The sequence below is a fragment of the Corynebacterium sp. c25Ua_47 genome (assembly GCF_039907205.1).
Lineage (GTDB): Bacteria > Actinomycetota > Actinomycetes > Mycobacteriales > Mycobacteriaceae > Corynebacterium > Corynebacterium hiratae.
Genome location: NZ_JASBOH010000002.1, coordinates 121,086 through 146,270, shown reverse-complemented (window position 1 = coordinate 146,270; position 25,185 = coordinate 121,086). Strand labels below are relative to the sequence as shown.

At 60.8% G+C, this 25,185-nt stretch carries 23 protein-coding genes; 12 read left to right on the top strand and 11 right to left on the bottom strand.

Going from position 1 to position 25,185, the window contains the following annotated elements:
* Nucleotides 1–3 precede the first annotated feature (3 nt).
* Nucleotides 4–2,079, bottom strand: coding sequence for a transketolase (gene tkt / locus QKE52_RS02910; protein WP_347948207.1), 2,076 nt, complete (start codon nucleotides 2,077–2,079; stop codon nucleotides 4–6).
* 315 nt (nucleotides 2,080–2,394) lie between these two features.
* Here tkt and QKE52_RS02905 point away from each other — a divergent pair, with 315 nt between their 5' ends.
* A complete protein-coding gene (locus QKE52_RS02905) occupies nucleotides 2,395–3,339 on the top strand; it encodes a heme o synthase (protein WP_070681234.1) in 945 nt (314 codons plus the stop codon).
* Between the two features lie 4 nt (nucleotides 3,340–3,343).
* Here QKE52_RS02905 and QKE52_RS02900 read toward each other — a convergent pair whose 3' ends face one another.
* The 5 genes from QKE52_RS02900 to mptB all read right to left on the bottom strand — a co-directional run bounded on the left by QKE52_RS02900 (nucleotide 3,344) and on the right by mptB (nucleotide 9,016).
* The gene (locus tag QKE52_RS02900) at nucleotides 3,344–4,312 is read right to left on the bottom strand and encodes a quinone oxidoreductase (protein ID WP_049157446.1); all 969 of its coding nucleotides are present in this window, start codon (nucleotides 4,310–4,312) and stop codon (nucleotides 3,344–3,346) included.
* A gap of 126 nt (nucleotides 4,313–4,438) precedes the next feature.
* Nucleotides 4,439–5,452 carry a COX15/CtaA family protein gene (locus tag QKE52_RS02895; RefSeq protein ID WP_049157444.1) on the bottom strand — a complete coding sequence of 338 codons (1,014 nt, stop codon included), beginning with the start codon at nucleotides 5,450–5,452 and terminating at the stop codon, nucleotides 4,439–4,441.
* Between the two features lie 82 nt (nucleotides 5,453–5,534).
* Entirely contained in the window at nucleotides 5,535–6,296 is a 762-nt protein-coding gene (locus QKE52_RS02890; RefSeq protein ID WP_070547338.1) for an ABC transporter permease, read from the bottom strand.
* A 62-nt stretch (nucleotides 6,297–6,358) separates the two neighbouring features.
* Nucleotides 6,359–7,273: an ABC transporter ATP-binding protein gene (locus tag QKE52_RS02885; protein ID WP_049157441.1), complete on the bottom strand. Its 915-nt coding sequence runs from the start codon at nucleotides 7,271–7,273 to the stop codon at nucleotides 6,359–6,361.
* A gap of 6 nt (nucleotides 7,274–7,279) precedes the next feature.
* Nucleotides 7,280–9,016, bottom strand: coding sequence for a polyprenol phosphomannose-dependent alpha 1,6 mannosyltransferase MptB (mptB, locus tag QKE52_RS02880; protein ID WP_049157439.1), 1,737 nt, complete (start codon nucleotides 9,014–9,016; stop codon nucleotides 7,280–7,282).
* Nucleotides 9,017–9,154: 138 nt separating this feature from the next.
* Here mptB and QKE52_RS02875 point away from each other — a divergent pair, with 138 nt between their 5' ends.
* From QKE52_RS02875 to QKE52_RS02845, 7 genes are all read left to right on the top strand, one after another.
* Complete coding sequence (locus QKE52_RS02875; protein WP_046649178.1) at nucleotides 9,155–9,865, top strand: metalloregulator ArsR/SmtB family transcription factor; 711 nt, start codon at nucleotides 9,155–9,157, stop codon at nucleotides 9,863–9,865.
* A 22-nt stretch (nucleotides 9,866–9,887) separates the two neighbouring features.
* On the top strand, nucleotides 9,888–11,333 hold the full coding sequence (gene sufB / locus QKE52_RS02870; protein WP_049157437.1) for a Fe-S cluster assembly protein SufB: 1,446 nt from the start codon (nucleotides 9,888–9,890) through the stop codon (nucleotides 11,331–11,333).
* Entirely contained in the window at nucleotides 11,334–12,524 is a 1,191-nt protein-coding gene (gene sufD / locus QKE52_RS02865; RefSeq protein ID WP_049157436.1) for a Fe-S cluster assembly protein SufD, read from the top strand.
* A 27-nt stretch (nucleotides 12,525–12,551) separates the two neighbouring features.
* A complete protein-coding gene (gene sufC / locus QKE52_RS02860; RefSeq protein ID WP_046649116.1) occupies nucleotides 12,552–13,310 on the top strand; it encodes a Fe-S cluster assembly ATPase SufC in 759 nt (252 codons plus the stop codon).
* A gap of 79 nt (nucleotides 13,311–13,389) precedes the next feature.
* Nucleotides 13,390–14,637: a cysteine desulfurase gene (locus QKE52_RS02855; protein ID WP_046649117.1), complete on the top strand. Its 1,248-nt coding sequence runs from the start codon at nucleotides 13,390–13,392 to the stop codon at nucleotides 14,635–14,637.
* Nucleotides 14,634–15,083 carry a Fe-S cluster assembly sulfur transfer protein SufU gene (gene sufU / locus QKE52_RS02850; RefSeq protein WP_046649118.1) on the top strand — a complete coding sequence of 150 codons (450 nt, stop codon included), beginning with the start codon at nucleotides 14,634–14,636 and terminating at the stop codon, nucleotides 15,081–15,083. Before QKE52_RS02855 ends, sufU begins: the two co-directional genes overlap by 4 nt.
* Complete coding sequence (locus QKE52_RS02845) at nucleotides 15,084–15,512, top strand: metal-sulfur cluster assembly factor (protein ID WP_010186729.1); 429 nt, start codon at nucleotides 15,084–15,086, stop codon at nucleotides 15,510–15,512.
* Between the two features lie 141 nt (nucleotides 15,513–15,653).
* Here the strand turns inward: QKE52_RS02845 and QKE52_RS02840 are convergent, their stop codons facing one another.
* Entirely contained in the window at nucleotides 15,654–17,654 is a 2,001-nt protein-coding gene (locus QKE52_RS02840; RefSeq protein ID WP_347948079.1) for a fructose-specific PTS transporter subunit EIIC, read from the bottom strand.
* Between the two features lie 160 nt (nucleotides 17,655–17,814).
* Between QKE52_RS02840 and QKE52_RS02835 the strand changes: the two genes are divergently transcribed.
* From QKE52_RS02835 to QKE52_RS02825, 3 genes are all read left to right on the top strand, one after another.
* Nucleotides 17,815–19,446, top strand: a complete 1,632-nt coding sequence (locus QKE52_RS02835; RefSeq protein ID WP_347948078.1) for an ABC-F family ATP-binding cassette domain-containing protein — start codon at nucleotides 17,815–17,817, stop codon at nucleotides 19,444–19,446.
* Nucleotides 19,447–19,459: 13 nt separating this feature from the next.
* Nucleotides 19,460–20,422, top strand: coding sequence for a nucleoside hydrolase (locus QKE52_RS02830; RefSeq protein ID WP_071410109.1), 963 nt, complete (start codon nucleotides 19,460–19,462; stop codon nucleotides 20,420–20,422).
* 125 nt (nucleotides 20,423–20,547) lie between these two features.
* Nucleotides 20,548–21,303 (top strand): hypothetical protein, encoded by a 756-nt coding sequence (locus tag QKE52_RS02825; RefSeq protein WP_071410110.1) that lies wholly within the window; start codon nucleotides 20,548–20,550, stop codon nucleotides 21,301–21,303.
* Here QKE52_RS02825 and QKE52_RS02820 read toward each other — a convergent pair.
* On the bottom strand, nucleotides 21,282–21,710 hold the full coding sequence (locus QKE52_RS02820) for a hypothetical protein (RefSeq protein WP_246818663.1): 429 nt from the start codon (nucleotides 21,708–21,710) through the stop codon (nucleotides 21,282–21,284). The two genes, QKE52_RS02825 and QKE52_RS02820, sit on opposite strands and share 22 nt — an antisense overlap.
* 148 nt (nucleotides 21,711–21,858) lie before the next feature.
* A complete protein-coding gene (locus tag QKE52_RS02815; RefSeq protein ID WP_071410111.1) occupies nucleotides 21,859–22,548 on the bottom strand; it encodes a MerR family transcriptional regulator in 690 nt (229 codons plus the stop codon).
* A 211-nt stretch (nucleotides 22,549–22,759) separates the two neighbouring features.
* Here QKE52_RS02815 and QKE52_RS02810 point away from each other — a divergent pair, with 211 nt between their 5' ends.
* Nucleotides 22,760–23,359 (top strand): lipoprotein LpqH, encoded by a 600-nt coding sequence (locus tag QKE52_RS02810; protein WP_049157422.1) that lies wholly within the window; start codon nucleotides 22,760–22,762, stop codon nucleotides 23,357–23,359.
* Nucleotides 23,360–23,471: 112 nt separating this feature from the next.
* Here QKE52_RS02810 and QKE52_RS02805 read toward each other — a convergent pair whose 3' ends face one another.
* Together QKE52_RS02805 and QKE52_RS02800 are read right to left on the bottom strand one after the other, a co-directional pair.
* Nucleotides 23,472–24,836 carry a PFL family protein gene (locus QKE52_RS02805; protein WP_347948077.1) on the bottom strand — a complete coding sequence of 455 codons (1,365 nt, stop codon included), beginning with the start codon at nucleotides 24,834–24,836 and terminating at the stop codon, nucleotides 23,472–23,474.
* Between the two features lie 15 nt (nucleotides 24,837–24,851).
* Nucleotides 24,852–25,121: an ACT domain-containing protein gene (locus tag QKE52_RS02800; RefSeq protein ID WP_010186707.1), complete on the bottom strand. Its 270-nt coding sequence runs from the start codon at nucleotides 25,119–25,121 to the stop codon at nucleotides 24,852–24,854.
* Nucleotides 25,122–25,185: the final 64 nt, after the last annotated feature.

Genomic DNA, 25,185 nt, shown 5'->3' with positions numbered 1-25,185 from the left:
GGGTTAGCCTGCCTGAGCAGCGTTGAGGGACTCGAGGGCGGCGTCAACAATGGCGTCGGCAGTGAAGCCGAACTTCTCAAAGAGTTCCGCGGCAGGTGCGGAAGCGCCGAAGTGCTCCAAGGACACGGTGCGGCCGAAGGAACCGGTGTACTTGTGCCACGGCATGGAGACACCGGCCTCGACGGAGACGCGCGCGCGGACGGAGGAGGGGAGGACGGACTCGCGGTAGGAAGCGTCCTGCTCGTCGAACCACTCTAGGCACGGCGCGGACACCACACGGGTCGCGGTACCGTCCGCCTCGAGTTGCTTGGCGGCCTCCACGGCGAGCTGTACCTCGGAGCCGGTGGCGATAAGAATCACGTCCGGGGTTTTCTTCGATGCCTCAACGAGGACGTAGGCGCCGCGGCGCACACCTTCGGCAGCCTTCTCCTTGGTTCCTTCGAGTACAGGCAGGTTCTGGCGGGACAGAGCGAGGCCCTTCGGAGCGGCCTTGTACTCAAGGGCCGCCGCCCACGCCTGGGCGGTCTCGTTGGCATCCGCTGGGCGGATGACGGAGAGGTTGGGGATGGCGCGCAGGGCAGCGAGCGTTTCCACTGGCTGGTGGGTGGGGCCGTCCTCGCCCAGCCCGATGGAATCGTGCGTCCAGACGTAGTAGGTATCGGTGGACATGAGCGCGCCGAGGCGGACAGCCGGGTACTGGTACTCAGAGAAAATGAGGAAGGTACCACCGTAGACGCGGGTATTGCCGTGCAGTGCAATGCCGTTCATGACTGCGGACATGGCGTGCTCGCGGATGCCGAAGTGCAGGTTGCGGCCGTAGGGGGTGGCAGTCCAAGTATCGGTGGTGATGGACTCTGGGCCGAAGGAATCTGCGCCCTTGATCACTGTGTTGTTGGAGCCTGCCAGATCGGCGGAGCCGCCCCACATCTCCGGCAGGGAGGCTGCAAGTGCCTGGATGGCGGCCTCGGAAGCCTTGCGCGTGGCCAAGGATTCGCCCGCTTCCCATGTCGGAAGTTCTGCGGCGAAGTCAGCCGGCAGCTCGCGAGCCTGGAGGCGGTCGAAGAGCTTCTTCTCCTCCGGGTTGGCAGCTGCCCACGCGTCAAACTTTTCCTGCCACTCTGCGTGCTTCGCGGCACCGCGAGTGGTCAGCTCGCGGGTGTGTGCGAGGACTTCCTCGTCGATGTGGAAGGACTGCGCCGGATCGAAGCCGAGGACCTCCTTGGTGGCGGCTACCTCATCCTCGCCAAGAGCTGCACCGTGGACGCCACCGGTGTTCATCTTGTTCGGTGCCGGGTAACCAATCACGGTCTTAACTCGGATGAAGGAGGGGCGGGAGGTTTCGGCGCGTGCCGCGGTGGCAGCTGCTTCGATGGCTTCGACATCTTCGCCGGACTCCACGGTCTGCACGTGCCAGCCATAGGCCTCGTAACGCTTAGCCACGTCCTCGTTGAAGGCAATGTTGGTGTCGTCCTCAATGGAGATGCGGTTGTCATCCCAGAAGACGATGAGATTGCCCAGCTTCTGGGTGCCCGCCAAGGAAGAAGCCTCAGCGGTGACACCCTCTTGCAAGTCACCGTCGGAGGCAATGACGTAAACGAAGTGATCGAAGGGGGATTCGCCGGCCGGGGCCGAGGCATCGAACAGGCCACGTTCCTTGCGTGCGGCCATTGCCATGCCGACCGCGGACGCCAAGCCTTGGCCCAGGGGACCGGTGGTGATCTCGACGCCATCGGTGTGGTGAACCTCGGGGTGGCCCGGAGTCTTCGAGCCCCAGGTGCGCAGCGACTTGAGATCCTCCATCTCGAGACCGAAGCCGCCGAGGAAGAGCTGGATGTACTGCGTCAGGGAAGAGTGTCCAACGGAGAGTACGAAGCGGTCGCGCCCTGCCCAGTGAACATCGGCCGGATCGTGGTTAAGCACGCGCTGGTAGAGCGTGTAGGCCAGCGGTGCCAGGGACATGGCGGTACCGGGGTGGCCGGAGCCGCAGTTCTGGACGGCGTCGGCAGCTAGGACGCGCACGGTATCCACGGCGCGAGTGTCGAGGTCACTCCAGTCCGAAGGATAACGGCGCTCAACCATAGCCTGCAGTTCCGGGGACAACTTTTCGTTCGACACGGCGAAAACCTCACTTCGCTTCTGGAAACAGATATACCGTTAATCAGTGTAAAGGTTTTTCGATCTTCGGCGGGGGATTATATAAACCAGGTTTCGGGCGGTAGTCTGGCATGGTTGACGCTGTTGCCCCGCTGCCAGCCAGTGGGCGGCGACTATCCCCAAAGAACGCTTCGGGGATTCGCCACAAAGTTCTCGGGAACTTTTTAGCGCGGGCAGCCGACCAGTACGTCAGACCCATAAGCCATACACCCACGTGCCGGATATACGGAGGATTGTTCCTTGGAGACCATCAAGGCCTATTTTGCGCTAACGAAACCGAGGATCATTGAGCTCCTCCTCGTGGCGGCAATCCCGGCTATGCTCCAGGCGCAGCGTGGATTCGAGGCAGTGTCCTCCAACTTCTGGCTCATCGTCTCCACCATCTTCGGTGGATGGATGGGTGCCGCGGCCGCCCACACGTTCAATAACGTCGTCGATTATGAGATCGACCAGAAGATGCAGCGCACCCGTGCCCGGCCGCTAGTGCGCAAGACCATCTCGCGGCGCAATGCTGCGATCTTCGCGTGGATCATGTTGGCGCTATCCGTCTTTTGGCTGGGTGTGCTCGCTAACTCGTGGCTGGCCGCGTTCTTCGTGCTCTTGACCAACTTCTTTTATGTCATCGTCTACACGAAGTTCCTCAAGATGCGGAACTCCCAGAACATCGTCTGGGGTGGCCTCGCTGGCTGTATGCCCGCCATGGTGGGTTGGGCCGTCATTCGTGATAATGCACCGGCAGGGGAGCCGGACCGTTGGTGGCAGGCCGTGGTGCTGTTCCTCATTATCTTCTTCTGGACCCCGCCCCACACGTGGGCGCTGGCGATGAAGTACAAGGAGGACTACCGCAAGGCTGGGGTGCCGATGCTGCCCGTCGTTGCCGGGGAAATAGAGGTGACCCGCCAAATCGTGTGGTACACGATCGGCACGGTTATCGTGACCTTCCTTATCATCCCTGCGGCCTCGTGGATCTACTTGGTGGCCGCGGTGTCTTCCGGCGCGGTCTTCCTTTGGATGGCGATTCGTCTGCACCAAGGGGTAAAGAAGGGCGCAAAGGTCAAGCCCATGCGCCTGTTTATTTACTCCAACAACTACCTGTCGGTGCTCTTTATCGGCCTGTCCATCGACGCAGTCGTGGGCTGGGAGCCCATCGGGCGCATGCTGGGATGGTCGGCCGCGCTGTTCTAGCGAGCTAGTCTTCGCGTACCCGGAGGACGATCGAGCCTGTGGTCTTGCGCTCTTGGAGGTCGCGGTGGGCCTGAGCAGCTTCGGCGAGCGGATACTCTGCGGAGATGCGGAAGTCGAGGTCGCCATCGATGACCGCCTGCACCACTGCCTGGGCGCGCATCTGGAACTCGCCTTCCTGGGAGGTCCAGGCGCCGAGTGAGGGGCGGGTGAGGAAGATGGAGCCGTGCTTGTTCAGCAGCTGCGGGTCCATTGGCGGGACGGGGCCCGACGCGGCACCGAAGAGCGCTACCGTGCCGCGCGGTCGCACAACCTCAAGGGATTCACCGAAGGTGGCTTTGCCGACGCCGTCGTAAACCACGTCCACGCCGCGCCCACCGTTGTGACGACGCACCTGCTCGGCCAAGCCGCTGCTGTAGCGGAACACGTGGTCTGCGCCCGCGCCATAGGCCAGCTCTTCCTTCTCATCCGTGGAGACCACGGAATAGACGGTGGCGCCCAGGGACTTCGCCATCTGGGTGAGGATCAAGCCCACGCCGCCTGCACCGGCAGTGATCAGACAGGATGCTCCTTCCCCTAGCTGATACACACCGTGGGTGAGGTAGTGCGCCGTCATGCCCTGCAGGAGCATCGAACCGGCGACGGCGGAGGGAATCTCGTCGGGGACGGCCACCACGCGGTCGCGCGGCACGCAGACCTGCTCCGCATAGGAGCCGAAAGCGTGATCCCAGGCCACCATCGTGCCCGGGGCGATTTCTCCCTGGGGGTCGTGCACAACGCGTCCGGTTCCTTCGAGACCGATGATGAAAGGCACGGAGGCGTTGTAGATGCCTTCGCGGTAGTAGGTGTCGATGTAGTTGACACCGGCCACGGAGACGTCGACAAGCAACTGCTCCTTCGTCGGCGTGGGGGATTCTACCTCGGCGTAGGTGAGGACCTCGGGCCCTCCGGTCGTGGTCACCTGAATAGCATGCATGGTGTCTAGGCTAAACGAAGCACAGGCACCCGCGCAGCAAAAAGCACCGCCATCCTCACTTCCTGGTGAGAACGGCGGCGCTACGAGTACCTGTTGTAGTGGCTTTACTGGCTCCGCTGACTCTGCTTAGCCTTGGGCGGCGGGAACGTTCTCGTCACCGCGCTGGGCAGTGCTGGCAGTAGTGCCATCCTCGTTTCCGACGCGGCGCAAGCCATGCGCCCACAGCAAGGCGGTGAAGGCCGTGACCACTGAGGACATGCCCACGTGGAAGGGGACGGTCCAGCGGGGGATGTGGAGATAGAACTGGGTGACACCGATAGCCCACTGGATGACGATGCACGCAATGAGCACCCAGCCGGCTTTCTTGGCCACCTTGGGGGCGCCGGTGCGGTGCAGGAGGAAGACCACGATGAGTGTCAGCGCTAAGTAGACGTACATGCAGACCGCGTGAATGATGGCCATGCCATAGGTGTCCACGCCGAGGCGTCCCTCCATACCCACACCGGCATCACCGGAGTGGGTACCTGAGCCAGTCACAAAGGTACCGGTCAGCAGAACGATGGACAGGGCTACTGTGGCCACCACCGCTAGGGTGCGCACGGCGGCGGGGAAGAGGCGAGTAGGGGTTCCGTCATCGGGTTCGTTGATGCGGGAGAACAGCATGGCCGCGATCCACACCAGGACCATAGATGGGAGGAAGTGAATTGCCACACTCCACCAGGAAAGCTTCAGCACCACCGACAGGGCGCCGATGAGTGCCTGCACGAAAATACCTGCGAGCCCTGCCCAGGCATAGACCTTGAGCTCCTTGCGGCGCTGCGCCTTGTGGACCACCACAATGCTGGCGATGGCCGCCGCCGCCACAACAAAAGTCAGCAGGCGGTTGCCGAACTCAATGGCCTGGTGGAGCATGGGAGCCGCGCCCTGGATGGGAACCAAGGAACCAGGGTGGCAGTTAGGCCAGGTGACGCAACCAAGGCCGGAGCCGGTTACGCGCACGATGGAACCCGATACTGTAATGCCACCCTGGCAGAGCAGGAGGATGAGCGCGACGATGCGCTGCGTCTTCACCGAGGGACCGGTGGTCGGCGCAGCGGGCGCGGTGGAATGTTGAGGAGAGGAAATATTGGCGGTACTCACGGCTATTCAGCCTACCGCCCGGCCCCATCCGGGAACCAATATCGACGGGTGGGTCACACCACGCAAGGGAGAAGAATCACTTTTAGCCCTCGAAGCGGAACCAACGCACTGCGGCAAACGACGCCACCGCTGACCAACCGACGAGTACAAGGAGCTCAAAGCCCGGGAAGGACCCGTTAAGGGCGGTATCGAGTCCGGCGGCCATTGCCACGGTGGGTACGAGGGTCAACACCCCGTTATCACCGAGCCCCTGGGAAAACATGACCCATCCGACGGTGCCGAGAAGGATAAACCAAATGAGGTTGGCCACCGCCAAGACCACCTCCGAACTCAGCGTGCCGCCGAGCAGTAGGCCTAAGGCCGTAAACGTGGCCACACCCAAGGCGAGGGTGAGCACGCCGATGGCCGCGCCCCCAGCGGTGATGCGCAGCCCCAGGAAGGCGGCGATCGTCCCCAGCACGAGGACCTGGAGCACCACCATCGACAGCACGGCGAGAATCTTTCCCACCACAATGGCCCAGGCAGGAACGCCTGAAGCGCCTGTGCGTTTCAGCGCACCATAGCGACGGTCGAAAGCCAAGGAGATGGCCTGACCCGTGAAACCGGAGGAGGTCGCCGCAACGGCCAGCACCATGGGGAAGATTTCCTCCACGCCGTGGCCAGTGCTGTCTTGCAGTGTCGCAGCGCCGATCAAGATGGCCACTGGGATGATGATGCTCAGCAGCTGCTGCTCGCCGTGACGCAGCATGAGCTTGGATTCGATAGCCCCTTGGGCACGTGCCATGGCCGCTACACCCACGCGCTGCGGGTGCGGGCTAAAAGTGCCGGGTGCGAAGGTGCTCATGGAGCTTCTCCTTGTTCAAACAACATGATGAAAGAATCGGGGTGAAGGGCCGAGGGGCAGTTCTAGCTGCGCATGTCGCGGCCCGTGAGATCGAGGAAGACTTCTTCGAGATTCCGGTGTGAGGTGTGCAGGTTGCGGAGGATGACGTTTTGCGCGGCCAAGCATGAAGCCAGCGCCGCGATGCCGGCGGGGCTGGGCTCCGAGGTGAGACGGTAATGCAGGGGGCGGAGAGCTTCCGCCGCGATGCCGGCGTCCCGCAGCGCCTCGAGGTCCACCGGTGTGGCGGTATCGAAATTCACCTGTGGAACATCGGCCGAGTCCGTCAGCGATGCTGCGGTGCCGCTCGCCACGAGTTGGCCGTGGTCAATAATGACGACGCGGTCGCTGAGCGCTTCCGCTTCATCCATGAGGTGCGTGGTGAGGATGACGGTTACGCCATCGGCTCGGAGGGCGCGGATGAGGTCCCACACGGCAAGGCGCGACTGGGCATCCATTCCTGCGGTGGGTTCATCGAGAAAGACCAACTCTGGGCGCCCGATGATCGCTAGGGCTAGGGAAAGACGTTGTTGTTGCCCGCCGGACAGGCGGCGGTAGCTGCTCTTCGCCACCCCGCGCAGTCCGAGCGTGTCCAGCAGCCACTCCGGGTCCAAGGGATTCTCGTTATAGGAGGCGCTAAGCTCAAGCATCTCCTTGACTTTGATTCCGGAATAGGAGCCGCCGCCCTGCAGCATGATGCCGATGCGGGAGCGCACAGCATCGGGATTGCGCGCGGGGTTAAGACCCAGCACCTCGATGCGGCCCGACGTAGGCTTCTTGAAACCCTCACACATTTCGATGGTGGTGGTCTTGCCTGCGCCGTTAGGGCCCAGCAAGCACAGGATCTCGCCGTAATTGGCGCGGAAACTCAGCCCATTCACTGCGTTGACGTCGCCATAGGTCTTCATGACGTTATCTAAGACAAGAGCTGATGTAGTCACGAATCGCTAGTTTAGGACACGTACGCCCGCCCTGCGCAAAGCAACCCACCCCACGCCGGCGAGGACGAGGAATGTCACCAAGGCGGCGAGGTAAATGACGAAGACTGTCCCTGGGGGAAGGCCGAGGCCGCGGGGAAGCACGATGAAACTCATGAACCCGGAATAGATGATCACCGCCATGCGGAAGAAGCGCCGGTTGGCCCAGGCCGCCAGCGGCAGCACCGCCCACAGGATGTACCAGGGTTGGACGACAGGAAAGAACACCACGAGCACGAAGGTCGATACCCCCAAGCCGCCCACAGGGTGGATGGCACCGCGGTAGGTGGCAAAGAGCATGCGGATCATAAAGCCCGCGGCAATGATGACGCCCACAGTCCGGGTCACGGTGAGGATGGCCTCGGTGTGATCACCCAATCCCAACAGCATCCCAAGGAAGCCGGCGCCGACGCCTACGGAGGTCGTCGCAGACAGCCACGACCGGATGGTGGCCGCGCCGCCCTGGCCAAAGACCCAACCAATGTCGATCCCCGTGAGTACCGTCACTGCGGCGATGGAGGTGGCAAGCAGGAGAAGCTGCGCGGCCCCGGCGCCCAGCACTGCCCGCACGCCGGACACGCCGTGCTTGTCGACGAGCCTGCGTGCCGCCGCCATGCCAACGAACCCGAGGCCGATAAAGCCAGTCACCTTGACCATTCCGGCACACGAGATCAGGACGCCAGATGCGATAAACAGCGACCATGCTCGCCAGCGGGCCTCGTGGGAATCGTTAACCGCCCGCAACCCCAGCTCCACACCGACGAGAGCTAGCCCCAGCATGAAGGATTCATTGTGGATGCCTCCGACGAGGTGGAGGATTGTCAAAGGGTTAAGGATGCCCAGCCACAGCGCTGCCTCCGGGGATACTCGGCAGCGCGTAGCAAGCCGCGCGATGGCCCAACCGGCGGCGATGATGCCGACGAGAGAAAGCACCCGGTGCAGCACAACACCCCAGATAATGGAGTCGTTGGTCAGCCAACTGACCACCGCCGCTACACCTAGCGCCACCGGGCCATAAGGGGAAGGTGAGTTCGCCCAGATGAACGGGACGGAGCGGGCCAGGTCGTTATCGGCACCCAGTAGCTCCACCGGCCCCGCCGAATAGGGATCGAGGCCTTGGAGCACGATGGAGCCGTTAGCGAGGTAGGAGTAAATGTCCTGCGTGAACAGGGGAGCGGTCACCAAAAGCGGGAGAACCCACCCTAGCCAGGTGCGCCACATCTGGCTCTGCGTGACCACCCGGGGCGAGTGGCTAAAGCGCCGAACCTTGGCCGGCTTCTGCAGGCGCAGGGGCGCGCCCACCAGCGGTGCCATGCAAATCCACGCCGTGACCATGAAACCGACCCCGATGAACACGATGGCGGAGGCTGACTGGAGCATCCGCGTCATGAGCGAGCCAAAAGGCAGAGACTCATAGGGGTTGCCCACCACCGGAAGCGCACCGGCGCCCAATCCGCCGAGCGCAATGAGTAGCGCACCAATGGTGCCGAGCCACCGGAGGCTAAAGAGCGTGCGCAGCTGGGCGATGGTGTGGCGGTGGACGTCGCCAAGCGCGGCGCCCTCTGCGCCGTCGGAAGAATCTGGAAAATCTTGGTGCAAGAGCGCGGACCGGGATCCGGGCAGGCCCATGCGGGGGAGTTCATCGCGCACGCCCCAAAAGACGCGGTGCAATCGCCCCGATCGGGTGTAATCGCGCTCCATATTCATGAGTGTCTACCTTAGTCGCTCGGTGCTGAGAGAGGACGAGCTGCCCGCGACACGAATGAAAGAGTGGAAATCGGGAATGAATTAAGGAACACTAGTGTTGTCTAAAGAGAGAGTGTTTCATTCAAGGAGGTGTACACCGTGACGAAGGAGCTACCTAGGGAGACTCGCTCGACTGAGGGCGACACCCGCCGACACGTCATGTTGTTGCTCCTAAAAGACGGCCCGGTAACGGCGTCGTATCTGGGTGAACGTCTCGGTCTCTCTGCAGCCGGCATCCGTCGGCACTTAGACATTTTGGTGGAGGAAGGACTCACCGAGGTGGTGCATCGCCGCCCATCAGCCCGCCCTGGGCAGTCGGTGGGCCGTGGTCGCCCCGCCAAGCATTTCCGCCTCACGGATCAGGGCCGCGCCCAATTTGGGCACGCCTACGATCAGCTGGCGGCGGAAGCGCTCACCGCACTGCGTGAAGCGGGCGGGCCGGAGGCGGTTCGTCGCTTCGCCAAGGCTCGCTTCGAGCGCCTCGTGGAGGACGTGAAGCCCCTGGTAGAAGATCAGGAATCCGTTCCGGAGGTGGCGCGTCAGCTGGCCGAAGTGCTCGACGCGCATGGCTACGCGGCCACGGTGACGTCGGTGGGCAACGGAGTACAGATTTGCCAGCACCATTGCCCGGTCGCCCACGTGGCGGCCGAGCATCCGGAGTTGTGTGAAGCTGAACAGGAAGTCTTCTCCGCGCTATTAGGCAAACATGTGCAGCCCTTGGCCTCCATTGCGGATGGTCATGGAATCTGCACCACGAATATCCCCTTAACCCCAGTCCCGCCTTCCGCGGCGGAGCCGGGGAAGAACTAATCGAACTAGAAAGGAGCGGGCTTTGACACAGGCACAACCGGCACCAGGCCTTGAAACCAAGATGAGCGATGACGAGATCATCTCCTCTATCGGCGGCTATGAGTACGGCTGGCACGATTCCGACGAAGCCGGCCAGGCAGCACACCGCGGTTTGAGTGAGGACGTCGTCCGCGATATTTCTCGGAAGAAGAACGAGCCGGAGTGGATGCTCGAGTCCCGTCTGAAGGCTCTGCGCGTCTTCAACAAGAAGCCAGTTCCGACCTGGGGCCCAGATCTGTCCGGAATCGACTTCGACAACATTAAGTACTTTGTCCGCTCCACCGAGAAGCAGGCCCAAACCTGGGATGACCTGCCGGACGACATTAAGGAGACCTACGACAAGCTGGGTATCCCGGATGCTGAGAAGAAGCGTCTGGTCTCCGGTGTTGCCGCGCAGTACGAGTCCGAGGTGGTTTACCACAAGATCCGCGAGGACCTGGAGGCCCAGGGCGTTATCTTCGTTGATACCGACACCGCGGTGCGCGAGTACCCGGAGATCCTCCAGGAATACTTCGGCACCGTGATTCCGGCCGGCGACAACAAGTTCTCCGCGCTGAATAACGCCTGCTGGTCCGGTGGTTCCTTCGTGTACGTTCCGAAGGGCGTCCACGTGGATATTCCGCTGCAGGCCTACTTCCGCATTAACACCGAGAACATGGGCCAGTTCGAGCGCACCCTCATCATCGTGGAGGAGGGCGCCTACGTTCACTACATCGAGGGGTGCACCGCGCCGATCTACAACTCGGATTCGCTGCACACCGGTGTCATCGAGATCATCGTGAAGAAGGGCGGCCGCTGCCGCTACACCACCATTCAGAACTGGTCCACCAACGTCTACAACCTGGTGACCCAGCGCGCCAAGGTCGAAGAGGGCGGCACCATGGAATGGGTCGATGGCAACATCGGCTCCAAGGTCACTATGAAGTACCCGTCCTGCTGGCTTACCGGCGAGCACGCCAAGGGTGAGGTACTCTCCCTGGCCTTTGCTGGCGATAACCAGGTCCAGGACACCGGCTCCAAGATGATCCACATGGCGCCGAACACCTCCTCCAACATCGTCTCGAAGTCCGTGGCCCGCAACGGCGGCCGCGCGGCCTACCGCGGCTTGGTGCAGGTCAACGCTAACGCTACGAACTCCGCTGCCAACGTCGAGTGTGATGCCTTGCTTGTGGACAATGACTCGAGGTCGGACACGTATCCGTACAACGACATCCGCAATGATCACGTCACCCTCGGCCACGAGGCAACGGTCTCCCAGGTCTCTGAGGAGCAGCTGTTCTACCTCATGTCCCGCGGTATCGCTGAGGAAGAGGCCATGGCGATGATTGTGCGCGGCTTCGTCGAGCCGATTGCTAAGGAGCTCCCGATGGAATACGCGCTGGAGCTGAACCGTCTTATCGAGCTGCAGATGGAAGGATCGGTGGGCTAAGTGGTAGCTTCCAACGAATTTAATCCGGCTGACGTCACTAAGGGAGACCAGTTCACCTCCTTCGATGTCGAGGACTTCCCGGTCCCGCACGGCCGCGACGAGGTCTGGCGTTTCATCTCCTTGCGTAACCTTCGCGGGCTGCACAATGGTGAGTTCGCGCCGGCAACCGCCCAGAAGATTGACGTGGTGGCCCCGGAGGGCGTAACGGCCGAGACCGTGGCGCCTGACGACGACCGCCTCGGCACCGCCGGTGCACCTGCTGACCGCGTTGCAGCTCAGGCCTGGTGCTCCATGCCGGAGGCGCAGATCGTCAGCGTTGACGCCGATGCACGACTGGATAAGCCGGTGGAGATCACCATCACCGGCGCTGGTGAGGGCGTGACCTCCTTTGGTGCGACCTCCATCCACGTGGGCAATCACGCGGAGGTCACCATCGTTCTTAAGTACGTCGGTTCCGGTACCCACGCAGACAACGTGGAGTTCGTGCTGGGCGACGGCTCCCAGGTCACCGTCGTCGTCGACGCCGACTGGGAAGACGATGCAGTGCACCTGTCCCATCAGATTGCGAAGGTGGGCCGCGACGCCGTACTGCGCCACAACACCGCCATCTTTGGCGGCGAGATTGTGCGCCTTGTTCCGCGCGTAGTTTTCGATGGCCCCGGTGGCGATGCCGAGCTGCTCGGTGTCTACTTTGCTGATGCCGGCCAGTACTTCGAGAACCGCCTGCTGGTGGACCACGACGTGCCGAACTGCCGCTCTCGCGTCTTCTACAAGGGCGCTCTGCAGGGTGCTACTGCTGCGCAGAAGGCCGAGGCCGGCTCCGCCTCCCGCACCCCGGAGGCCCGCACCTGCTGGGTCGGTGACGTGCTCATCCGCAAGAATGCGAACAACACGGACACCTATGAGACGAACAACAACTTGATCCTCACCGAGGGTGCGCGCGCTGACGCCATCCCGAACCTGGAGATCCAGACCGGTGAGATCGTCGGTGCTGGCCACGCCGCAACGGTGGGCCGCTTCGATGACCTTGAGCTGTTCTACCTCATGTCCCGCGGTATTCCTGCCGCCGAGGCACGCCGCCTCATCATCCGCGGCTTCTTCTCCGAAGTCATCTCCCGCATCCCGGTCGAGTCCCTGCGCGAGGATCTGGAATCCCGCGTCGTCGACGAGCTCGCCAAGATCAACGCTTAAAACTTCCCGAAAGCAGGTACCAACTCAATGTCTACTCTGGAAATCAAGAATCTCCACGCGCAGGTGCTCCCACACGAGGAGGACGGTGAGCCCACGCCGATCCTCAAGGGTGTCAACCTCACCATCAATTCCGGTGAGACCCACGCCGTCATGGGCCCCAACGGCTCCGGCAAGTCCACCCTGTCCTACGTTATCGCCGGTCACCCCAAGTATGAGGTGACCGAGGGCGAGGTGCTTCTCGACGGCGAGAACATCCTCGAGATGGAAGTCGACGAGCGCGCCCGCGCTGGTCTTTTCCTGGCCATGCAGTACCCGACTGAGGTGCCGGGCGTGAAGATGTCGCAGTTCATGCGCTCCGCCGTGACCGCTATCCGTGGCGAGGCTCCGAAGCTACGCGAGTGGAACAAGGAGCTCACCGAGGCCCGCGAGAAGCTGGCCATCGATAAGTCCTTTGCACACCGCTCCGTGAACGAGGGCTTCTCCGGTGGTGAGAAGAAGCGCCACGAGGTCATGCAGCTCGACATCCTCAAACCGAAGTTCGCCGTCATGGACGAGACCGACTCCGGCCTGGACGTCGACGCCCTGCGCGTCGTCTCCGATGGCATCAACAGCTATCAGGAGGAGACCAACGGCGGCATCCTCCTCATCACGCACTACAAGCGCATCCTCAACTACGTTGTCCCGGACTTCGTTCACGTCTTCGCCGACGGACAGATCATCAAGACCGGCGGCGCCGAGCTGGCTGACCAGCTTGAGGCAGACGGCTACGAGCAGTTCCTCAAGTAGGCTGTACCGCCGACCCCGGTAACACCACGACAGACCACACCACGACACGCTAGAGAAAAAGAACCGAGCACAAGGACCTATGCCTGAACTAGACGTTAATGCGATTCGGGAACAATTCCCTATCCTCTCGCGCACGGTGCGCGACGGTAAACCTTTGGTGTACCTGGATTCGGGAGCGACCTCGCAACGTCCCCTGCCGGTATGGAAGGCCGAGGAGGAGTTCGTGCTCGGCACCAACGCTCCGGTGCACCGCGGTTCCTACCAGCTGGCGGAGGAGGCCGATGACGCGTACGAGTCCGCTCGCCAGGCCATCGCCGCCTTCGTTGGTGCCGACCGCGATGAGATTGCCTTCACCAAGAACGCCACTGAAGCGCTCAATGAGGTTGCCTACGTGCTCAGTGATGAGCGCGCCGGCGAGCTTTATGTCGGTGAGGGCGATACCGTCGTGGTCACCGAACTGGAGCACCACGCGAACTTGGTGCCGTGGCAAGAGCTGTGCCAGCGCACCGGCGCGACGCTGAAGTGGTACTCCATGACCGAGGACGGCCGCATTGATCTCGATTCGCTTGAGCTCGATGACTCCGTGAAGGTCGTGGCTTTTACCCACCAGTCCAACGTGACCGGGGCCGTGGCTCCCGTCGCAGAGTTGGTACGTCGTGCCCGTGCCGTAGGTGCCATGGTGGTTCTCGACGCCTGCCAGTCGGTGCCGCACATGCCGGTGGATTTCCACGAACTTGATGTGGATTTTGCCGCGTTCTCTGGGCACAAGATGTGCGGGCCGACCGGCGTGGGCGTGCTCTACGGTAAGCAAGAGCTGCTGGCGCAGCTGCCGCCTTTCCTCACCGGCGGTTCCATGATCGAAGTAGTCAAGATGGAAGGCTCGACGTTTGCCGCGCCACCCACCCGCTTCGAGGCCGGAACCCAAATGACCAGCCAGGTTGTGGGCCTTGGTGCAGCAGTGAAGTTCTTGAGCGAGGTGGGCATGGAGGCCATCCACGCCCACGAGCAGAAACTCACTGCACTGGCCTTGCAGAAGCTTGCCGAGATCCCCGGCGTGCGTATCATCGGGCCTGAAAACACCGAGGATCGCGGAGGAGCGGTCTCCTTCATCGTGGATGGGATCCATCCGCATGACCTAGGCCAGGTTCTTGACTCTCATGGCGTATCCATCCGCACCGGCCACCACTGTGCGTGGCCGCTGCACCGCGCGTGCCAGGCTAATTCGACCGCACGCGCTAGCTTTTACCTGTACAACACTGAGGACGAGGTCGACGCCCTCATAGAGGCGGTGCGGGCTGCCCGCACCTTCTTTGGAGTGAGCGAATGAACCTAGATTCCATGTACCAGGACGTCATCCTGGACCACTACAAGAACCCGAAATTCTCTGGCCTGCGCGAAGGCCAGGCAGAAGTTCACCACGTCAACCCTTCCTGCGGTGATGAACTCACCCTCCGCGTGAAGCTTTCCCCCGACGGCACAACCGTCGAGGACGTGTCCTACGACGCCGAGGGATGCTCCATTTCGCAGGCCTCGACCTCTGTTATGGCGGAGGAAATCGTCGGCATCCCCCTCGAGGAGGCAAACGCCAAGCTGGCCGAATTCGAGAGGATGGTGACCTCCCGCGGCGAAGTGGAAGGTGACGACGAGATCATCGGGGACGGCATCGCCTTCGCCGGCGTAGCCAAGTTCCCCGCCCGTGTTAAGTGCGCTCTCCTCGGGTGGAAGGCTTTCCAAGCCGCCACCGTGGAAGCGTTGAACGAATTGGAGAAGTAGATGGCTGATAACACTGAAACCACCGGTGGCAGCACCGATCCTTACCAGGACCAGAATGCCTCCTTCGATGGCGCTGCTGTCAAGCCTGAACAGACCGAAGAGCAGATTGCGAAGACCTTCGATATCACCGAGTACCTTCGTGATGTCATCGACCCAGAGCTTGGAATCAACATCGTTGATCTGGGCTTGGTCTATGACGTCTGGCTCGACGATATTGACGGCAAGAACACCTGCGTCATTAACATGACGCTGACCTCCCCGGCCTGTCCTCTCACCGATGTCATCGGCGAACAGATCGAGGATGTCATCGTAGGCAACAAGCTCGCCGAGGCAGTCCAGCTCAACTGGGTCTGGATGCCGCCGTGGGGCCCGAACATGATTACCGAAGAGGGCCGCGAGATGCTCCAGGCCCTTGGCTTCGCCGTCTAGTTTCGGCTGCAAGTCCCCATCACCGTCAGTCCGAGGCACTTAAGGTCTTCACAAAATGACCTTGAGCGCACCCGGGCTGGCGGTTTCTTTTACCATAATGTGCGGTGTTTTAAGTAGCTTTAAGAGCTTGAGAACGCACCGCTATGACGAAGCGGGTGAAGACGCCGGATCCAAAGCCGAGGCGATGATGTCTACCGCTTCTTCCTTGGATGGGGCGGATTGAAGGCTAGTACGGAAATCATCCTTCATGATCGCCCGCGCCAGCTTGGAAAGCAGCTTGAGATGCTGCTTGCCAGCATCCTCAGGCACAGCGATGAGGAAGACCAACCTCGTTGGCTCCTCGCCCTCTGCCCACGTAATCCCTTCAGGTAGACGAGCAAAAGCCAACGTCGGCACTGTCACTCCCGCGGAACGAGTATGTGGTATGGCCACTCCATGCCCTACGCCAGTCGAGTGCTTCGCTTCCCGTTCTAGGGCCGTAGCGATAACTGCGGAAGGATCAGAAAGCCGAGGGGAGACAAGCTGGACTAGCGATTCGATCGTTTCCTTGCGATTCGTGCCAAGGTCTTGGTCAAGGCTCACCGTGTCGGCAGAAAGCAAAGATTCTTCCTGGACCGATGCTTCTGACACATCCTCCTTAGCTATGCCCGCTGCACCCTGTTCACCCGAGCTCTCATTCTTACTCTGGGCCTTTCTATTTTGGGTAAGTCCGATCAACAGAAGCATGACGGAAGCACAGACAACGACACCAATAAGCAGTGCGATGAAGAAGCCCACGACGTTGTCGACAGCCCCGAGCACTGCAACGATGGGGCCACCATGCATGACATGGTCCTTGACCCCAAATGCACCTGCCAGGGCGCCTGCTACCGCACCACCGATGACGTTGGCCGGGATGACCTGCAGCGGGCGTGCAGCCGCAAGAGGGATAGCGCCTTCAGTGATGCCAAAGAACCCCATAAAGAGCGCGGCGATACCGGCGTCCTTCTCTGCCTTTTTGAACCAAGTTCGCCGTACGAGGGTCGCAACACCCACTGCAAGGGGCGGTACAGCGATGGCGGTAGCCGCCATGCCCATCGGAGCCGCATTGCCGGCTGCAATCATGCCGCCGCCGAACAGGAAGGCAGTTTTGTTGAAGGGGCCGCCCATGTCGAAAGCGATCATCGCGCCAATGACGAGACCGAGGACAATGACAGAGGAACCTTCCATCCCGGCGAGGTACTCGGTCATGGCTTCAAAGGCGCCGGCTACTGGCGCACCGACAAAGTAGATAAAGATGAGCCCCACGATGAGCGTGGTGAAGATCGGAATAACGATGATCGGCCAAATCGGGGCGATGTACTTATTCACGGGAATCTTTTTGATTCCCAGGGCTACGTAGCCTGACAGGATGCCTGTGACGATGCCTCCCAGGAAGCCCGCTCCGGCTTCAGAGCCGTAAAGCGAGCCGGTCGTAGCGATAAGACCAGTGATGAGCCCCGGCGCTAAACCGGGGCGGTCCGCAATGCCGACAGCGATATAGCCGGAAAGAATCGGCACCATGAGAGAAAAGGCTAGACCACCAAGCTCATTCAGGGTGTTCCAGAAGGAGTCTTCGGGGATAGCCAGGCCTTCGGGTGTGGGTGTTCCTCCGATTGAGAGTGCTACCGCGATGAGGAGACCACCGGTGACCACGAACGGGATCATGTGGGAGACACCATTCATTAGCGCCTTGTAGAGAGTCTGACCCACCTCACGGAACCCCGTGGTACTGCTGGAGTTTTCATTACGCTGAGCTTCTTGCGACTCTTCGCCCGAAGTCTTTTCTTCCCACTTCGCCGCTGATAGAGCACGAGTGAGAAGCTCCTTTGGCTGCTTGATAGCTTCGTCGACGCCAGTTGCTGCTAGACGCTTACCGCGGAAGCGGTCCTTTGCAATGACGGTGTCGGCGCCAATCACGATGGCATCGGCTTCTTCGATGTCCTGAGAGCTAAAAGTGCCTTCGACGCCAATAGAGCCGTGTGTCTCAATCTTGATGCGGTAACCCAGTTCAGCGGCAGCAGCCTCAAGGTTCTCGGCCGCCATGTAGGTGTGGGCGATTCCGGTCGGACATGCAGTAATCGCGAGGATTAACGGAGATCTCAATGTGTCTGATGTGCTCATGATGCCAATCTAGTCACATCGAACTTCATGCATAAGTGAAACGCGCCGAACAGGAAGCAGGTTTTCAAAGGCGCTCTAAACTCTGGCTCCCCAGATACATGCTGAAGGGGCACTGCCGCTGGTTCGGGTTTAACTACCCTGGTTGCTAGACTGTTTCGACGTGATTGTGACCAATGATTTCGAGGTGCGCGTGGGCGCACGCACGCTTCTCGACGCCCCCGGCCAGCATCTTCGCGTGCAACCGGGGGACCGCATCGGCCTGGTCGGGCGCAATGGCGCGGGCAAGACGACCACCATGCGCATTCTGGCGGGGGAGACCGAGCCCTATGGCGGCTCGGTAACGCGCTCAGGTCCTATTGGTTACCTGCCCCAGGATTCCCGCGAGGGGAATATTGAGCAGACCGCTCGTGAGCGCGTGCTCTCTGCGCGCGGCTTGGATGAGATCAAGCGCCGTATGGCCAAGCAGCAAGAGCTGATGGAAACGGCCACGGATGATAAGTTCCGCGACAAGGCTATTCGTAAGTTTTCCCGCCTGGAAGAGGAATACCACACCTTAGGTGGCTACGAGGCAGACTCCGAATGCGCGCAGATCTGCGATAACTTGGGTCTGCCGCAGCGTGTGCTCGACCAGCAGCTTAAGACTCTGTCCGGCGGTCAGCGCCGCCGCGTGGAGCTAGCGCAGATTCTATTTGCGGCCTCGGCTGGCTCAGGCAAGTCCCAGACCACGCTGCTCCTCGACGAGCCCACGAACCACCTCGACGCCGACTCGATTACGTGGCTGCGCGGCTTCCTAGCCAAGCATGAGGGTGGCCTCGTGATGATTTCGCACGACGTAGACCTGCTCGAAGCCGTGTGCAACAAGGTCTGGTTCCTTGATGCCGTGCGCGCCGAAGCAGACGTCTACAACATGGGCTTTAAGAAGTACCTTGATGCCCGCGCTACCGATGAAGCTCGCCGCCGCCGCGAGCGCGCCAACGCGGAGAAGAAGGCCGCAGCGTTACACAAGCAAGCCGCCAAGTTGGGAGCGAAGGCCACGAAGGCCGCCGCCGCCAAGCAGATGCTGCACCGCGCCGAGCGCATGATGAACGAGCTGGATGACGTCCGCGTGGCCGATAAGGTCGCCCACATCAAGTTCCCCGAACCAGCTCCCTGCGGCAAGACTCCGATGAACGCCAAGGGCTTGACCAAGATGTACGGTTCGCTGGAGGTCTTCGCTGGCGTTGATTTGGCCATCGACAAGGGCTCACGCGTCGTAGTGCTGGGCTATAACGGCGCCGGAAAGACGACCCTGCTGAAGCTTCTGGCCGGCGTGGAGCGCACCGACGGCGAAGGCGGCATCGTCTCCGGCCACGGCCTGCGCATCGGATACTTTGCGCAGGAGCACGACAACATCGATCCAGACAAGACCGTGTGGGAAAACACGATTGAGGCCTGCCCTGACGCTGGCCAGCAGGATTTGCGTGGTCTGCTCGGCGCCTTCATGTTCTCCGGTGACAAGTTGGAACAGCCTGCCGGAACGCTCTCCGGTGGTGAGAAAACCCGACTGTCGCTGGCAACGCTGGTGTCCTCACGCGCCAACGTGCTGCTTCTCGACGAGCCCACAAACAACCTAGACCCACAGTCCCGCGAGCAGGTGCTCGATGCCCTAGGCACCTACACCGGTGCCGTGGTCTTGGTTACTCACGACCCAGGTGCGGTTAAGGCACTCAAGCCGGAGCGCGTCATCATCATGCCTGATGGCGATGAGGATTTGTGGAACGACGAGTACATGGAAATCGTGGAATTGGCCTAATAGACTTTCGGGCATGACCGCCCAGCCTGTTCTCCTTGATTGCGACCCCGGTATCGACGATGCCCTAGCGTTGATCTACCTCGCCGCACTTCACCGCGCCGGAGAGATCGAACTGGTCGGTGTTACTACCACCGCTGGAAACGTCGGGATTGAACAGACCACCCGCAATGCTGCCTACATCCTGCAACTGTGTGGCCTGGATGAGGTACTTGTCGCTGCGGGGCTTCCGAAGCCCAGCCAGGTGGAGCTCGTGACGACTCCGGAAACCCACGGCCCAAGCGGCCTTGGGTACCTGAGCGTGCCGGAGGAGCATACTCCTGCGGAGAATCTTGAGTGGACCAGCATCTGGACCGAAGCTGCGGGCCGCAACGCGCAGCTCATCGTGACCGGTCCATTGACCAATGCCGCGCACTTTGCTGCGGAGCACGCTGCCGACTACGCCTGCTTCTCCGGTGTCACCATCATGGGTGGTGCTGTGAACTATCCCGGCAACACCACGCCAACGGCGGAGTGGAACTTCTGGGTCGACCCGCATGCTGCGCGCGACTTCTTTGAATCCACCTCGAGGCCCATCACGCTGTGCCCACTCAACGTCACTGAGACGATGCTCATCGGCCCGACGCAGTTGGAACGACTGCGTGAAGCGCTCGCGCAGCACCCGGTGGCGGACGTTCTACCGGAGATTATGCGCTTCTACTTCGAATTTCATGAGGCGCACGGCGCGGGATATCAGGCTCAGATACATGATCTGCTCACCTGCATGGTGGCGCTGCAGAAGGTCCCGTTCTTTTCCACCGCGACCACCGTGCGGGTAGTCAGTGAACCGGAATGGTTGCGCGGAACGAGCGTGGCGGACCTGCGCGGTCACTGGGGTCGGCCCGCTAATGCTGCGTTGGTCACCGCCGTCGATGTTGCCAGCGCCCATCGAGAGTTTCTGCGCGCAGCAACTCTTCTTGGTCTTCCAGAAAACCTATAGTGCGCTAGAATCGGGGCCACAACCACACACCGCTCAAGACTCTTCTCTTGGGTCCTTCCGCTTCCCACGCACAGGGTCTAGAAGTGGTCAGACCCCGGCGTGCTGCCGCAGGAGAGGAAGAAGTCATGAACACCGCCAATAACCTCGATTCCGTTATTGAACCGTTGCTCACCGGATTAGTGAGCAAACGACCTGAGGTCCGCGTGGACTGGGCCTATACCGAATTGAAAGAGGGCATTGAGTCCGGTCAGTGGGATGACCATCTTGATCAAATTCGTGAACGCCTCAGCGGCTACCTGCGTACAGACAAGGTGTGGACGAAGGCTTTGTCCGCTCGCTTGCTCAACGTGCTCACGGAGGCAGGACACTTCCACTACGAGGACTACCTCACCTTCCGCGCGTGGTATGTCACGGAGGATGACACACGCGGCATTGTTAAAGACATCGGCCCTATTATGGCCGTTGGTTGCGGCGCTGACTATGTAGAAACCTGTGTTCGCAAGGGGAGGATCCCTGCCGTCGAAGGCGCAGCGATCATCTCGTGCCGCCTTCGCGCCCCCGGAGGAGTGTGGCATGACGATGAGGGCTTGCGGCTTGCGCGTGCTGCCTGCACCACAATTGGCAAAAGCACCTCGACTCACATCCTCGAAATCTGGATCGAAAGGCTAAGCAATACCGTGCTTACCGAAGGCGTGCGCAACAACAACCGCGCCGTCGTGGAAAACTTCGCCCGCTTTCTCAAGGCCACAGCCCACATGGTCCGCAGTGCACCGGAGAAGTGGGGAATTGATGCCGAACGCGCGGAGCTGGCCTTGCCAATGATTTCGGAGCTTGAGCAGCAACTACGCAACGCTAGCGACTACCGAGAAGCAGCACCATAAAAGCGCACCTTCGTAACCTCCATCGAGCGAGCGCGCTGCCATGGGTAGCGATCTGGTGATGCCTGGACAGGCTTGCTGAGGAGCAGGAGAGTATCGGTCCCGGCTGGGCCGCCTACTATGAGCTCGTCGTTGCTAAGGACAACCGCTGATTCGAAGGTGCGTTCCGCCTGTGTGCTGCGGACTAGAGACATCGGTACCTCAACGAAGATTGTTTTCCCGCGCCGCAATACCGTGAGATTCTCGGTGACATAACTGGGGCGAATGCGTTCAGCGGCAATCAGGCCCCACACAAAGATGATGGCCCACAGCGACAACAGCAATGCCACAATTCGCAGAACGCCCGCAGGCAAAAGAAGGTGAACAACTACCATTTCAACCAGCAATATCGCAGTAATGAAGCCAAGCATTTGGAGCCTTCCAGGAGGGTGGGGAAGTGCCACGGCGCCAACTGGAAGCAGCGTTTGTCCTCGTATCCAGCGCCACAGATCCCGGTAGAGGCCCAATTCATACTTGGCAAGGCGAAATCCAGGATGCTTTTCTACACATCGCCAGACGCTAGTCACGTGAGTCTCCAGCCAAAGCCTCGAGTGCTGCACCTTGCGCACCAGTCGTCGGCGCATCAGTCACGGTCAGCGAAGCGTTGCCAGGCAGCAGCGTTGGGTAGATTCCTCGCATCAACCCGTGTTCGCCCATGTTGCGCAGCGTCTCGACGATAAGCGCAACCCGACGATCACGCGGGGACAGCGAGCCAAGCTCTCGCCACAAGGTTTCAACTCTGCGGAGAACTGCACGGCAATCGTCGTCAGCGAGGTTCTTTCGAAGCTGTTCCCAGGTCGCTGATGTAGCGACGCCGGTAAGCGCCATGAGATCCCAGGAGTCCAATTCCAGCTGCAGCATTGCTGGGTCTTCGATAACTTCGCTCAAGGACTCTCGAATATCGTTGGGGGTTCCATGAGGTGCTGCGGCCAAAGCACGCAGCTTCTCACGTTGTCGCTGCAGACGAGCGATTTTTTCGTCCACAATGGCGAACGAGCGCTCGATGGCGTCGGGAGAGGAGACATCAGCAACGGCAACGCCGGCGTCGATCAGTGCTCGCGCACGAACAACTGCGGCGAGATCGGAGATCGAGTAATCGCGATAGTTTCCGCTGGTGCGTGCTGGTTCGGGAACCGCACCCGTCTCGTGCAAATGGCGCACGGATCGCACTGAACAACCAGCGACCGCGGCAACGTCTGAAATCTTCATAGGACCAAACTAAACCCTCACATTGTGTGAGGGTCAAGCGGTCAGTGGAGTGAACTAGTCGAAGGGGGCGTCACTCTTCATTGATCAACAGCATTGAGCATGATTACCCCCGCGTGGGGGAGCATGTTTGCGCCCCGCTAAACGAACCTTCACTAGTGTTTGTGTTATCTGCGTCACGCATGAGTGGCCAAACTCAAAGAAGGGAAAGCCAATGAAAGTAGCTAAGTCTATTACGTCTCTTGTAGCGGCTATCGCGTTGACAACGCTCGCCGCGTGTTCACAATCTGACAGTGACGTCAGTGAGAAATCAGCAGTTGATACCACCCAAGCTGCAGCTGGAGGTGAGCAAACTTCCGAAGACACCAACGTAGATTCCGCCGCAACCTCCGAGTCTGCCGATAGCACTGACTCCGACGCTGAGTCCACTGCAGGATCAGACGATCAGGCCGGCTCAACAGGCGGCAGCTATGAAGCCACGGTCGATGGAAAGGCGATCGAGGTTGAAAACGAAACTATCCTATGCCAAGAGGCAGCTGGTTCGATGAACCTGACCGTAGCACCCGAAGGGGCTGGTACAGCCAGCATTACCGCCGTGCTTAGTACTGATGAAAACCTAACGGTCAAGGCTCTCGGAATGGTAGATGGGGAGGGTAACACGCTGGCATACGCCGAGAGCAGCCCGATGGGTTCCGCCACGGCATCGAAGGAAGGCGACACCTACACGATGTCGGGTGAAGGACTTTTGTCTAATGGGAGTAATCCAACCACCGGGGAAACGAAGCCATTCGAAGTGAAGATTACCTGCAGCTAATCGGGGGAGTTGAGGTGAATGGCCAACAAGTGCTGACCCTGTGGTGTACAGAGGTCAGCACTTGTTGGTTTACGTGATTATTGGGAGGGCGATGCAGATTTTCGTCCGCTGACTAGTTGCGGAAACCGTGCACCGGCGCCGGAATGAAGCCACCCCGGTTGATGAAGGTGGAGTTGCCCACCTGGTTGACCGGGATGACCGGAGCGTAGCCTAGAAGGCCGCCGAAGTTGACCTCGTCGCCAGCCTTGGTGCCTGGGGCAGGAATGACGCGCACGGCGGTCGTCTTATGGTTCATCACACCAATGGCGGCTTCATCAGCGATCATGCCGGCGATAATCTCAGCAGAGGTATCACCCGGGATGGCGATCATATCCAAGCCCACCGAGCAGATCGAGGTCATGGCCTCCAGCTTGTCGATGGAGATGGCACCGGTGCGCACCGCATCGATCATGCCCTTGTCCTCGGAAACCGGGATGAAGGAACCCGACAGACCACCCACGCGGGAGCAGGCCATCATGCCGCCCTTCTTGACTGCGTCGTTAAGCAATGCGAGCGCTGCCGTGGTGCCGTGCGTGCCCACCTGGTCGAGGCCCATGTGCTCCAGGATGTGCGCGACGGAGTCACCCAGCTCTGCGGTGGGAGCAAGGGAGAGGTCAATGATGCCGAACGGGGCACCGAGGCGCTCCGAAGCCATTTCACCCACGAGCTGGCCGGCGCGGGTGACCTTGAAGGCTGCCTTCTTGACCTCTTCTGCAACCTCGTTGAGGGTGGCGCCCTCAAGGGAGCCAAGCGCGCGATCGACCACGCCTGGGCCCGATACACCGACGGACACGACGCAGTCCGGCTCCTCAATGCCGTGGAAGGCACCGGCCATGAAGGGGTTATCGCCCACGGAGTTGGAGAAGATCACGAGCTTGGCGCAGCCGATGGCGCTGCGATCCTTGGTGAGCTCGGCAGCTTCCTTGATGATGCGTCCCATCTGTGCCGCGGCATTCATGTTGATGCCGGCGCGGGAGGAAGCGATGTTCACCGAGGAGCAGACCAGGTTCGTCTCTGCCAGGGCTTCCGGAATGGAACGGATAAGCGCCTTTTCGGCGGTCGTTGCGCCCTTTTCGACGAGCGCGGAGTAGCCGCCGACGAAGTCGACGCCGGTCGCGGCTGCCGCACGGTCCAGAGCGCGGGCGACGTCCACGGGGCTTCCCTCGACGCCGGCCACGATGAGCGCAATAGGGGTGACAGAGATGCGCTTGTTGACGATCGGAATGCCGAGCTCGGCCTCGATTCCCTCGCAAACCTCAACCAGGTGTGCGGCGCGGGAGGTCACGAGGTCGTACACGGCCTCGGCGGTGGCTTCCATGGTGGGGCGCGTACAGCCGAGCAGCGAAATGCCCATAGTGACGGTGCGGATATCGAGACGGTACTTCTCAATCATCTCGATGGTGTCGAGAATACTGGCGGTATTGAAGCGGTTAAGCATGACTGGTTATCGTCCCTAAATCTCGTTCATTGCGGTGAACAGCGCTTCCGACTGCACGCGAATGGATTGCTTGATGGACTCACCGACGGTGTTCATCCGCTCCTGGAGCTGTTGAATGCTGACCTCGTTCTCATCGAATTCGACGCGCAAGATCATGGTGAAGTACTCAGACATGAGCGTCTGGGAGACGTCAACGATATTGACGTTAAGTTCTGCGAGGGCGGTGGACACGGCGGAGATAATGCCGGTGTTATCGACACCGGTAACAGTCATGATGGCGATCATGACTAGATTGTAGCCTGTACGTTTTTCCAGCTGCTCTGGGGTCCTGCAGAGAGATCAGATAGCG